This is a genomic window from Pseudodesulfovibrio senegalensis (genome assembly GCF_008830225.1).
GTDB classification, from domain to species: domain Bacteria; phylum Desulfobacterota; class Desulfovibrionia; order Desulfovibrionales; family Desulfovibrionaceae; genus Pseudodesulfovibrio; species Pseudodesulfovibrio senegalensis.
In genome coordinates, this window is sequence record NZ_WAIE01000002.1 from 423717 (window position 1) to 436221 (window position 12505).

The following is a 12505-nucleotide window of genomic DNA, read 5'->3' on the forward strand; positions in this document are numbered from 1 at the left end:
GGTTTTGCATAACACCATGACGTGGCAGTGAAAAATGTAGCACGCATAGCGTTGACGCTTGCCGTCCTGACCTTCGCAGGGAGCCTTGGTTCCCTCCCGGCGCAGGCTCTTGGCGTTCGTGTTGCCTCCGGCGGTGATTCCGACCGCATGACCCTGACGTTCGATGCCGGAAGCATTCCGGACTACTCGGTGCGACGCACCGGTGGCACCACCGTGACTGTGCAAATGCCCGCCGCCGCATGGCAGGGCGAACGCAAGCCGGACATCCCGTCGGTGCGTGGCGGCAAGATTGTCGCCTCGGTCAAGACATCCGGCAATTCTCTGCTCATCACTACCAAGACAAAGGCCTTTGGTTTCATCAAGGTGCAGTCGCCGGACAAGCCGCAGGTGCTTATTCAATTTTTCCGCGACCCCATCGGCGCACGCTGGAAGCCGCCGTCCGAGCGCAAGCCTTTGCCACAGGTCCGGCCCGAGCCTCGTCCGGCTCCCAAGCCTAGACCCGGGCCCAAACCTGCGCCCAAACCAGCGCCCAAACCGGTAGCAGAACAACCCGCCGCCGAACGGACGGCGCCTGCAGCACAGCCTCAGGTGACGGAAAGCGACCTTGGCCCGGAAGGCACCAAACACAAGCCGTTTTTTTCCGTACCACACACTGTGCGAACCTCGGTTGCGCCGCCTCCGGGCGCGGACAATGGTACCGCTGCCCACGCCATGCGCTTCAAGGCCACGGACAAAGACGCCGAGGAAGTCAAACTGGCCGAGTTGGAAGGCGCGGACAGCGCCCGGGCACCCGTGGTTGCCTTGCCCGGTTCCGAACCCTTGCAGGGGCAGGGTGATGCCGGGGTGCGCGGCAGCGTGGTTCCGCCTCCGGCCCAGATGCCGCTTTCCGGCGTGGCCACTCCTGGGGACAACGCCTCCGCTGCTTCGGCAACCGTTGCCATGAGCGCGCCTCCTGCTGAAACGCAGGGCGAGTCTTCGGTTTCGCAGACGGTGTCGCCGCCGCAGGACATTGCGCCGCCAGTGCATTCCGTTGCTGCGGGCAGCGGTGCCGCTGTTTCCGGAGCGGTTGCACCGCCGCCTGATTTTTTGGAAGATTCCGGACAGCAGGCGGTTGCACAACCCGAAGTTGTGGAGGAACCTGCGCCCGCGCCTGAACAGGTTGCCGAGTCGGCACCCGACGAGGCTGTACAGCAGGAAAACGCTACAGACGAGGCTTTGCCGGAAGACGGGGCTGACGCTGTCGCTGAAGACGCCGCACAGGCTCAGGCTGAACAACCTTTGACCGAAGAGGACAACGCCACCCGCATGGTGGAGAAATTGCGCAACGATGCGCTTGAAGCGCAATCGTTGATGATCAACGGCAACCTGCTCGCCGCCAAGGAAGCCTTTGAAAAGCTGCTGCCCAATGCCTTGCTGCCGGATGCCCTGCGCGAGGAGGCCTTGTATTCCCTTGGCGACATCAATATGCAGCTGTATTCCGCTGATCCGGCCGACAAGTTCGACGAGATCGCCGGGGCCTATACCGAGGCGCTCAACTACAACCCGGATTCCCCCAAGGCTCCGCGAGCGCTGGTCAATCTGGGGCTGATCAACCTCAAGGTGGGCAACCTGCCCGAGGCCAAGGCGTATTTCAGCATCCTGCAGAACAAGTACCCGGACGATCAGGTCATTCCGTCCATCAGCTACTATTGGGGCGAATACTATTTTCGCAAGGGCGAATACCGCAAGGCCGCAGACCAGTTGCAATACCTTGTGCAGACGTATCCGGAAAACGAATTGGTCAAGGACGCGGCCTTTCTTTTGGCGCAGGCTCTGGAGCGCATCGGTTATGATGAGCAGGCCTTCCAGATCGTGGACTATATCGACAAACGCTGGCCAGACTACTACATGGCTCGTCCCGAGTACCTTCTGCTTGCGGGCGGCATCGAGATGCGGCTCAAGAAGTACGCCTTGGCCAAGGACCATTATTTTACCTACTACAACCTCAATCCCGAGGCCGAGTCCGCGGACATCGCATTGGGCCGTATTGGGGATATCTACCTGACGCAGGGTTTCAAGCAGGCCGCTCGTGAAATTTATGAAAAAGCGGCCAGGGACTACCCGGACAAGGAAGGCGGACTGGTTTCCAAGATGCGTCTGGCAGAGGAGGGGATTTACGATGATCCCACCATGGTGCAGATGGTTTCGGTGTTCGACAGGCCGTACACCCTGCGTCCGGTGAATGTGTATGAAGACATTGTGGAAAAATATCCGGACAGTCCTCTGGCCCCGGTGGCGCAACTCAAGCTGGCCATGTGGTACGCCTTCCACAAGAAATACGCGGACGCGCTCGGCGCCTCGCAGGATTTCATCGACAAGTTCCCGGGCAGCGACCTCAAGGACCGGGCGCGCGCGCTTGGAGACAAGGTCTTTGCGTTGGCTGTTCCCCAATTGGTGGAAGAAGGCAACTACAAGCGTGTGCTGCGTTACTGGGAGAGCTACGACTTTATCGGCAAGGGTGACACCAAGGTGGACGACAATACCAGGCTCATGGTGGCTACCAGCTATTGGAAGATGGGCCAGCCCGATCAGGCGCTGGAAATCATCAAGCCGTATCTGGGCGATACCCAGATCCCCGACATTTCCAGCAAGGCCATTGATCTGGCCGTGGGCATTTATCTGGACCAGTACGCCTGGGACAGCATGAACAAGCTGGTGGACCATGCCACGCAAAAATGGAAGCTGGAGCCGCGCCAGATGCGCCAGCTGAAATATGCCCGCGCCATGGCCCTGCAGAACATGGGCGAGGCAAAAGAGGCTTTGCCGCTGTGGGCGGAACTGGGCATGAATCCCGAGGTGGACCCGGCGTTCCGTGGTTACGCCATGTACTACATGGCCAAGGACGCCATGAAGCGTCAGGACCTTAAACGGGTATTCGCCTATGCGCAGGAGGCCCTGACCCTGCTTTTGCAGACTGACGGCGACCCGGAAAAGGTCAAGGACGCGGTGCTCATGTCCATATACGCCACCGAGCGTTCGGGACGGTATGAAGAAGCCCTCAAGTGGGCGCGTGAGTATGATAGGTACATTACTCCGGAAAACCCGGAATGGGCGCCCACACGTTTCAAGCTTGCCCGAATCTACAAGAAGGCCGGGGCTATTGAGGAATGGAAGAAGCTTTTGCAGGACATCATCGACAAACGTCCTGATTCCCTGCAATCCTCGCTGGCACAGGCCGCCCTCGACAATTACGCCGTGGAGAATCAGGCCCGCGAATACAGTCCCGCACCACAATAGCTTTTGGGAGGTTCCCTCATGAACAGGCCTGCTGTCGTTGCCGGGCAGTTTTACCCCGGTACAGCCGCTGAACTCGATCATGCCGTGGACCAGTGCCTTGTGGCGGAATCCCGTGAAAAACGTCCCACCGTGCTGGCCATGGTGCCGCATGCTGGCTATGTTTTTTCCGGGCCGGTGTGCGGCAGGACCCTTGCCGAGGCCGACCTGCATTCCACAATCGTATTGCTCGGCCCCAACCATACCGGATTGGGTGCGTCTCTTTCCCTGTGGCCCGACGGCGCATGGGAGCTGCCCGGCGCGGAGGTGCCCGTTGATGACGGGCTCGCCGATATTCTGCTGCGGGAAATTCCCCAACTGACTGCTGATCGCGACGCCCATGTGCGTGAGCATTCGCTGGAAGTGGTGCTGCCGTTTTTGCGGCAGCTGCAGCCCAAGGTGCGCGTGGTCCCCATTGCGGTTGCCGAGCCGGACCCGGCCGTGCTTCAATCCGTGGGTACGGCTTTGGGGCGGACCCTTGCCGACCATGAGAGTCCGGTATCCATGGTGGTCAGCTCGGACATGAGTCATTATGTTTCCCACGAGCAGGCGCGCGAACTGGATGCCATGGCCCTTGAGCCTGTACTGCATCTGGACCCGGGCGGCCTGTATTCTGCCGTGCGCGAGCATCACATCAGCATGTGCGGGGTGCTGCCCATGACCCTGGCCCTGCATGCGGCCCGTGAAATGGGCGCCACCAAGGCCCGGCTGGCGGCATACGCCACCTCGGGTGAGGCCAGCGGCGATTATGAACAGGTGGTTGGCTATGCCGGGGTTCTGGTGAGCTGATGGACCATACCCATGCTGCAACACAATCCGGCAGGCTTTTTGACAAGCTGTACGCGGTCAGTCCGTATGACGGTCTGGATCCGGACCATTATGCGCTCGATCTGCAGGGCTGGGGAGCGGAGAATCCGCTGTTCGCACTGCTCATGAAACGCATGCAGCCCGGCCTGATTATCGAGGTGGGCACATGGAAGGGGCGTTCCGCCGTGAATATGGGCAGGATGGCTCGTGATATGGACCTTGATACCGAGATCGTGTGCATCGACACGTTTTTGGGATCATGGGAGAATTGGTATGCCGAACCCGGCGAGTCCCCGCTGGGTTTCCATCATGGACGGCCAAGGCTGTATGAACAGTTTCTGGCCAACGTACTCAAGTCCGGACTGGAACAGGTGATCACGCCGTTGCCGTTGGACAGTGCCAATGCCTGCAAGCTGTTGGCCTGCCACAAGGTTCAGGCGGATATGATTTATATCGACGCCAGCCACGAGTATGAGGGCGCGCGCAAGGATATTGCCGCGTACTGGGAATTCGTGCGGCCCGGCGGCGTGCTGTTCGGGGATGACTATTCGGACACCTGGCCGGGGGTGGTGCGGGCCGTGGGCGAGTTTTCCGAAGCCTGTGGGGTTGCGTATTCCACGGTGGAGGAAAAGTGGTACATGCAGAAGCCTGAGTGATTTCCGACAACCTGTCGGAACGCTATACGTGTCAACAGCCTCGTTTGAAGCCTACCTCGGCCTTGCCGTTGATGACCAACACCGGAATTTTTTCCACCCCTTCGGAAAGCTTGAGCATTTCCTCCAGTTTGGACGGATCGGCCTTGACGTCGTGAAAGATCGCGTCGGGATAGGCGTCCCGCGCGCGTTTGGTATGTGGACAATTGTCTCTTCCGTAGATGATGACTGAATTTTCCATGGGCATGAGCATATGCCTCAATATTTTCTTTGGCAATGCATGAAAAGACGGCCGCCTCAGAAGAGACGGCCGTCTTGATGTTTTGTTAGCGGAACGGATGCCTAGCGGCGTCCACCGCGACCTCCGCCGCGACGATCGTTGCGTCCGCCGCCTCGGCGGTCGCCGCCACGCGGGGCAGGGCGTTTGAAGTCTTCCAGATTCACTTCCTGACCGGCCTGCTCCATGAGCCATGCCTTGCGGGACAGGCGGATGCGTCCGCCCGGTTCCAGATCAACGCACTTGACCGAGACTTCCTGTCCCAGCTTGAGCAGGTCGTCCACTTTCTCGATGCGTTCGAAGTCCATCTGGGAGATGTGCAGCATGCCTTCGCAGCCGGGCAGGATCTCCACCAGCGCGCCCACTTCAAGGATCTTGCGCACAACGCCGACGTAGTTTTTGCCGATTTCCGGCTTCTGGTCGTAGTAGAGTACGCGTTCCTTGGCCAGTTCCATGGCCTTGAGGGTCGGCGCAAATACCATGATGCGGCCGGAGTCCTCGATGTCGATGTCGGCCTGCGTTTCCGCGGTGATGGCCTTGATGTTCTTGCCACCCGGGCCGATGATGGTCCGGATCTTGTCCGGGTCCACGAACAGTTCGCACATCTGCGGAGCCATTTCGGAGAGTTCGGGGCGCGGTGCCGCGAGTTCTTCTTCCATGTGTTCGAGGATGTGCAGGCGGGCGTCCTTGGCCTGGTTCAGCGCGCGGCGCAGAACGTCGGAAGGAATGCCCTTGATCTTGATATCCATCTGGATGGCGGTGATGCCCTCGCGGGTACCGGCCACCTTGAAGTCCATGTCGCCCAATGCGTCCTCGTCGCCGAGGATGTCGGTGAGCACGAAGTATTCGTCATCTTCTTTGCACAGGCCCATGGCAATGCCCGCAACCGGGGCGGCAATGGGAATGCCCGCGTCCATCAGCGCCATGGAGGAACCGCACACGGTGGCCATGGAGGAGGAGCCGTTGGATTCCATGATTTCGGAAACCACGCGCATGGTGAACGGGAAGCTCTCGGCATCCGGCAGCACCGGGCTGATGGCGCGCTCGGCAAGTGCGCCGTGACCGATTTCGCGACGGCTGGGGCCGCGCAGCATGCGGGCTTCGCCCACGCAGTACGGCGGGAAGTTGTAGTGCAGCATGAAGCGCTTGGTGTCGTCGCCGATCAGGGTCTCGAAGCGCTGTTCGTCCCGGCTGGAGCCCAGGGTGGCAACGGCCAGTGCCGATGTTTCGCCGCGGCGGAACAGGGCGGAACCGTGGGTCATGGGCAGCAGGCCGGTTTCAACGGACAGGGGACGAACCGTGGTAGTGTCGCGTCCGTCGATGCGCAGGCCTTCTTCCTTGATGCGTGCACGCACGATCTTCTTTTCCAGCTTGCCGACGATGTCGCCGACCTGCTTGGCCTTGGCCTCGTCGTCCGGGAATTTTTCGCTGACAGCTTCCTTGGCCTTGGCCTTGGCTGCGGATTTGGCGTCTTTGCGGGCCATTTTTTCGGCCGTGGTCAGCGCGGTTTTGAGGTCGTCAGTGATGATTTCTGCCACGTAGGAAGACAATTCTTCGTCTTCTTCGGGGGCCTGCACTTCCATTTTGGCAACGCCGCATTTTTCACGCAGTTCATCCTGCATGGCGAAAAGGGGCTGGATTTGTTCGTGTCCCCATTCCAGAGCGTCGGCAACCAGATCTTCGGATACGAAATCACCGCCGCCTTCAACCATGACCACGGCGTCGCGGGAAGCCGCGAATACCAGGTTCAGGGCGCTGGAATCGGCAATTCCCTGATAGGTGGGGTAGAGAACGAATTCCTTGTTCACATAACCCACGCGGGCACCGGCGATGGGACCTTCAAAGGGCATTTTGGAGATGTGCAGCGCAGCGGAGGCGCCGGTCAGTGCCAGCACGTCCGGGTTCACGTTCTTGTCTGCGGACAGGACCGTGGCGATGACCTGAACCTCGTCGGCAAATCCCTTGGTAAACAGGGGGCGGATGGGGCGGTCGATGAGACGGGAAACCAGGGTTTCGCGTTCGGACGGACGGCCCACTTCGCGGCGGAAGTAACCGCCGGGGATGCGACCGGCCGCATAGGCCATTTCCTGATAGTTGCAGGTCAGGGGGAAGAAGCCGCGGTCAATTTCCAACGGCTGGGTGGTGGCCGTGACCAGCACGACGGTGCCGCCGGATTGGATCCAGACCGCGCCGCTGGCCTGGTTGGCCATGCGTCCGCTTTCAATGGTAATGTCGATGTTGCCGACCGTGGTGGTCAGGCTTGTCTTGTCAAACGGTTTGAGCATGTACTCTCCTCGCAAGTCTTTTATGCCTCGGCCTTGCGGGATCCCCGGCCTTTAGCCGGCTTGGGGAGGAACTTTTGATCGTGTTCAAAAATGCCTTCCGCAGCCAACTAAGATTTCATCGGGGTCAAGCCTGCAAGGCTTTGGCCGTTATTCATATGCAGACGGGGGAGGCCCGGCCTCCCCCGTTGATCTCGATCTCGAAACTATTTGCGCAGACCCAGGCGTGCGATCAGGTCGCGGTAGCGCTGGATGTCTTTGCCCTTCAGGTAATTGAGGAGCTTTCTGCGCTGGCCGACCATTTTCAGCAGGCCAGTGCGAGAGTGGTGATCTTTCTTGTGGGTCTTGAAGTGGTCCGCAAGGTACTTGATGCGCTCGGTGAGCAGTGCAACCTGAACCTCGGGGGAACCCGTGTCGCCTTCGTGTGTCTTGTACTCGGCGATGACCTTTTCTTTGGCTTCAGCGTCCATAACCACAGCGTTATCCTCCTGTTACAGTGTTCGTGTATATCGAAGCCGGAGTTCCCGCACGCGGGGCGCTCTATCCTTGTTGCCACAATCCGCGAAGTATGGACCATTTGAGCTGGTCGCCCTGGGGCTTGGCTTCCACCAAGGCCAGAACCGATCCTTCGGGGTCCAGAAGCATGGCCCGGTCGCCCGGCTTGCCCCAGAGCACTTCTCCGGGGTTAGCATTCACCGGGAGCCACGCACCGTTCTTGACGAGTTTCGTCAACTCTTCGGTGATCGTGAACCGTGCCCAGTGGGGCAGGGCGTCCGCAATGGGGATGACCCGCTGCGGAAGCTTCTCGGGCTCTTCAAGCACCTGATTCAGGTCGTATGCCTGATCCAGGGTGAAGGGCACGCTTGCCTCGCGGTTGAGGCTGGTAAGGACTGCGCCGCATTCAAGCCGCATCCCCAAGCTGTGGACCAGGGAGCGTACGTAGGTGCCAGCCGAGCACCCAACCTTGAATTCCGCGTCCGGAGGATTTACCTCCAGCGCTTCGGCATGAGAAATAGCAACGGCCTTTATCTTGACCGGCGTTTCCTTGCCCTCGCGGGCAAGAGCATACAAGGCTTTCCCATTATGCTTGGCCGCCGAATAGGCCGGAACTTCCTGTTCTGTCAACTCTTTCCAGGCAACAATTTCGCGCCGGATGTCGTCGGCCGAGCCCGAAAATGGCGTTTCAGAGGTTGTTTCTCCTTGAATATCATAGGTATCCGTAGTGAAACCAACCCGAAACGTGCCGGTATATATTTTTTCCTTGCTGGTCAGGTACGGGGCCAGTTTCGTTGCCTGCCCGAGCAGTACCAGCAACACACCTTGCGCCAGCGGGTCCAGTGTGCCGGCATGGCCGATCTTGTATTGCTTGAGCTGGTGTTTGATGTCGTTGAGGCAGTCCGTTGACGTCGGGCCGGAAGGTTTGTTCAGCACCAGTACCCCGTCCAGCTGTTCCTTGCTGCGCTTTTGTTTGCGTCTGCGTGCCATCAGTGCAACTCCACCATTTGGGCAATGCGTTCAACCAACGCCTTTCGGGCCTGTTCCAGCGTGCCGTGGACAGTGCCGCCGGCCGCGTTCTTGTGTCCGCCACCGCCGAATGAGGCCGCCACGGCCTGTACGTTGTCGTCGCCGTTGGAACGCAGGCTGAACTTGAAGGTCTCGGTGTCTTCTTCCCGCAGGATGGCCGAGACCCGCACCGTCTTGAGACGGCGAATGAAATTGATGACGTTTTCGGTTGCGCCCGGTCCGGTTCCAGTACGTTGGAACATGTCATTGGTGGCAATGACCACGGCCACGGTCTGGTTTTCGAACAGTTCAACGCTGCCCACCACTTCGGTCCACAGGCGCAGGCGGTTCAGGGACCACTGTTTGGTGATGAGCGTATTGATTCCGGCCATGTCCAGCCCGTTTCTGAGCATAGTCGCGGCCAGTTCAAGGCATTCCGGCGTGGTGGAGCCATAGGTGAAGAAGCCCGTGTCCGTTGCCACAGCCAGATAGACGGCTTCGGCAAGTGGACCGGTCAGGGGTTGTTGGAGTTTGTCCGCCAGCAGGGCCATCATGCAGCCCACCGCGGGTTGTTTCACGTCCACCCAGTTCAGTTCCCCGAAATTCGGGTTGCCGAGGTGGTGGTCGATGTTGACGACCCGCGTCTCGTCGAGCCGCCCATACAAACCTTCCCCCATGCGTTCCGGGCTGCCGCAGTCCATGACGATGGTCCATGCGGGCAGGGTATCGGGCAGGTCTTTTTCAATAACGGCGGGCAGGGTGAGCCAGTCGTTCTTTTTGGGCATGCCCGAGGCGTTGTACAGGGTGAAGTTCTTGCCCATGGCTGCAAGCATGTGACCAAGCGCAACAACGGACCCGATGGCGTCGCCGTCCGGGTTGACGTGGGAAACGACCAGAAAGTCGTCGTTTTCCCTAATCGTCGTCGCTATCGATTCGAGCGGGCTTGTCATAGACCATGTCCTCGAGAAAGTCGTCAAAGACAAAGCGCAGTTCCGGTACGAACTTCACTTTGATCCGTTTTCCCAGCTGCGTGCGCAAAAAACCGGTGGCCTTGACCAGTGCCTGGGCGGCGTCCTCTTTTGTCACGCCGCTACCCACCGAATAGAATATTTCGGCAATGCGCAGGTTGGTGTTCATGCGCACGCCCGAAAGCGTGACCATGGACAGCCTGGGGTCGCGGACTTCATTGAGCAGCATCGTGCTCAACTCCCGAAGGATGAGGTCGCCCATGCGGGCGGCGCGTCTGTGTCCTGATATTTTCATGAAATGTTCCTCAGTCGCTGAAAATTTCCGTTTCGCAATGCACGAGCTCGGCCGGGGAGATGGCCTCCACCATGGAAAGCACCTTGGCCAGCCGGGATTCGACCTTTGCTGTCTGGTTGGCCACGGTGACCACGGCAAGCACGAGCCGCTGGTGCACGTCCTGAGCTTCGATTTCGCTTACGGCCACATTGAATTTGTTGCGCACCTTCTGCTTGAGGCTCAACGCAACCTTGCGTTTGCCTTTCAGCGAGTCGTTGCCGTGCAGGCGGAAATCGAGTGTCAGGACGCCTATTATCATTATAGCAAAATGCGGGCGGCCCGGAAATGCCGAACCGCCCGCCTGTTTTCGATTGTTTCCGACTAGTCGATGGTACGAGCCACTTCACGTTCCTCGAAGGCTTCGATGATGTCGCCGACCTTGACGTCGTTGAACCTCTCGAGGCCCATGCCGCATTCAAAGCCCTTGGCCACTTCCTTGACATCGTCCTTGAAGCGCTTGAGGGAAGCCAGCGCACCGGTGTAGGTGACAACGCCGCCGCGCAGCAGGCGAACCTTGGCGTTGCGGATGATCTTGCCGTCCAGCACCGCGCAACCCGCGACCGTACCAACCTTGGGCACGCTGAAGGTGTCGCGCACTTCAGCCTGGCCGAGGTAGACTTCCTCAATGTCCGGGGTGAGCATGCCGCTCATGGCATCCTTCACCTCGTTCACCAGCTTGTAGATGATGTCGTAGAAACGGATTTCCACGTTCTCCTGCTCGGCGATTTCCTTGACCTTGAGGTTCGGGCGCACGTTGAAGCCGATGATGATGGCCTGCGATGCTCCGGCCAGCAGGATGTCGGATTCTGTGATGGCCCCGGCGCCGCCGTGCACCACGTCGATTTTGACTTCGTCGGTGCTCAGCTTGTTGAGCGCTTCGGTTACGGCTTCCAGCGAGCCCTGCACGTCCGCCTTGAGGATCAGGTTCAGGGTCTGGGCCTCTTCATCCGGACGGGAAGCAAGGAAGGATTCCAGCGTGACCTTGGACTTGCCGGCCAGTTCCTTTTCGCGCTGCTTCTGCATGCGGCTCTGGGCGATGCGGCGGGCGACCTTTTCGTCGTTGACCACCACCAACTCGTCGCCGGCTTCGGGGATGCCGTCAAAACCCTGGATTTCCACGGGCATGGCCGGACCGGCCGTTTTGATTTTCTTGCCTTGGTCGTTGAACATGGCGCGAACCTTGCCGTGGAAAACACCGCAGACAAAGGAGTCGCCCTGGGTGATGGTGCCTTCCGAAATGAGCATGGTGCCCACCGGGCCGCGACCCTTGTCCAGCTTCGCCTCGACAATGTTGCCGCGGGCGGGCTTGTCCGGGTTGGCCTTGAGTTCAAGCACCTCGGCCTGCAGCAGCACCATTTCGAGCAGTTCGTCGATGCCTGAGCGTTGCTTTGCGGACACGTGGGCGTAGATGGTTTCTCCGCCCCAGTCCTCGGGAATGAGGTCCAGTTCGGCCAGTTCGCGCTTGACGTTGTCCGGGTTGGCGCCTTCCTTGTCCATCTTGTTCACGGCAACCACGATGGGCACGCCCGCAGCCTTGGAGTGGGCGATGGCCTCACGAGTCTGGTCCATGACGCCGTCATCGGCCGCCACCACAAGGATGACGATGTCCGTGACCTGTGCGCCACGCATACGCATGGTGGTGAACGCTTCGTGGCCGGGCGTGTCGAGGAATACGATTTCGCCGCGATTTGTGGCCACATGGTATGCACCGATGTGCTGCGTGATACCGCCTGCTTCACCGTCCGTCACGTTGGTGGTGCGGATGGCATCGAGCAGAGATGTCTTACCGTGGTCGACGTGACCCATGATGGTCACGACGGGCGGACGTGGCTTGAGTTCTCCGGGCTTGTCCGCCTCGACCGGCACCAGGAATTCCTGTTCGTCAAAGGACACGTTTTCGATTTCGTAACCGAACTCCGAGGCCACGAGGGTGGCGGTGTCCATGTCAAGTGACTGGTTTATGGTAGCCATGACGCCCATGCCGAACAGCACCTTGATCAGGTCCTGCGCCTTGGTGCCCATCTGGTGGGCCATGTCGGACAGGCGAATGGCTTCGTCGATTCTGATTTTACGCTTCGCAGCCTTCATCGGCTGGACGGTTGCCTCGGGCTTGACCTGCTGGCCACGCTGCCTGCGGCCGCCTTTCTTGCGTTTCCTACCGCGTCCATCCTGTTCGAATGCGCGCTCGTTGCTGCGCGGTCCGTCATGGGAAAACTCCACGACGCGGCGATCTTTCTTACGCTTCTTGCGGCTGCGTCCATCCGGTTGCGGTGCTGCCGGCGTTGCGTCAGGGCGCGCCCCCGGGCGCGCCGGGCGTGCGCCGGCGGGGCGTCCTCCGGCGGGGCGGCTGCCCGGACGGGCAGGACGGC

Annotated in this window: 11 protein-coding genes; 3 read left to right on the forward strand and 8 right to left on the reverse strand. The window is 60.0% G+C overall.

Annotated features, from left to right (window positions below):
- Positions 1-27: 27 nt before the first annotated feature.
- From F8A88_RS08250 to F8A88_RS08260, 3 genes are read left to right on the forward strand one after another with little or no spacing between them, the layout of a single operon-like run.
- Positions 28-3276: a tetratricopeptide repeat protein gene (locus tag F8A88_RS08250; RefSeq protein WP_241667390.1), complete on the forward strand. Its 3249-nt coding sequence runs from the start codon at positions 28-30 to the stop codon at positions 3274-3276.
- Between the two features lie 18 nt (positions 3277-3294).
- Positions 3295-4101 carry an AmmeMemoRadiSam system protein B gene (amrB, locus tag F8A88_RS08255; RefSeq protein WP_151150645.1) on the forward strand — a complete coding sequence of 269 codons (807 nt, stop codon included), beginning with the start codon at positions 3295-3297 and terminating at the stop codon, positions 4099-4101.
- Positions 4101-4775 carry a class I SAM-dependent methyltransferase gene (locus tag F8A88_RS08260; protein ID WP_151150646.1) on the forward strand — a complete coding sequence of 225 codons (675 nt, stop codon included), beginning with the start codon at positions 4101-4103 and terminating at the stop codon, positions 4773-4775. Before amrB ends, F8A88_RS08260 begins: the two co-directional genes overlap by 1 nt.
- Positions 4776-4806: 31 nt before the next feature.
- Here the strand turns inward: F8A88_RS08260 and uxx1 are convergent, their stop codons facing one another.
- The 8 genes from uxx1 to infB all read right to left on the reverse strand — a co-directional run.
- Complete coding sequence (gene uxx1 / locus F8A88_RS08265; protein ID WP_151150647.1) at positions 4807-5013, reverse strand: UXX-star selenoprotein family 1; 207 nt, start codon at positions 5011-5013, stop codon at positions 4807-4809.
- A gap of 101 nt (positions 5014-5114) precedes the next feature.
- Complete coding sequence (gene pnp, locus F8A88_RS08270) at positions 5115-7334, reverse strand: polyribonucleotide nucleotidyltransferase (RefSeq protein ID WP_151150648.1); 2220 nt, start codon at positions 7332-7334, stop codon at positions 5115-5117.
- 203 nt (positions 7335-7537) lie between these two features.
- Entirely contained in the window at positions 7538-7807 is a 270-nt protein-coding gene (gene rpsO, locus F8A88_RS08275; RefSeq protein WP_151150649.1) for a 30S ribosomal protein S15, read from the reverse strand.
- Between the two features lie 64 nt (positions 7808-7871).
- Positions 7872-8816 (reverse strand): tRNA pseudouridine(55) synthase TruB, encoded by a 945-nt coding sequence (truB, locus tag F8A88_RS08280; protein WP_151150650.1) that lies wholly within the window; start codon positions 8814-8816, stop codon positions 7872-7874.
- Positions 8816-9784 carry a DHH family phosphoesterase gene (locus F8A88_RS08285; RefSeq protein WP_151150651.1) on the reverse strand — a complete coding sequence of 323 codons (969 nt, stop codon included), beginning with the start codon at positions 9782-9784 and terminating at the stop codon, positions 8816-8818. Before F8A88_RS08285 ends, truB begins: the two co-directional genes overlap by 1 nt.
- Positions 9747-10097: a 30S ribosome-binding factor RbfA gene (rbfA, locus tag F8A88_RS08290; RefSeq protein ID WP_151150652.1), complete on the reverse strand. Its 351-nt coding sequence runs from the start codon at positions 10095-10097 to the stop codon at positions 9747-9749. Before rbfA ends, F8A88_RS08285 begins: the two co-directional genes overlap by 38 nt.
- 10 nt (positions 10098-10107) lie before the next feature.
- Complete coding sequence (locus tag F8A88_RS08295; RefSeq protein ID WP_151150653.1) at positions 10108-10395, reverse strand: DUF503 domain-containing protein; 288 nt, start codon at positions 10393-10395, stop codon at positions 10108-10110.
- A 62-nt stretch (positions 10396-10457) separates the two neighbouring features.
- The coding region (infB, locus tag F8A88_RS08300; protein WP_151150654.1) for a translation initiation factor IF-2 at positions 10458-12505 on the reverse strand (2048 nt) is incomplete at its 5' end.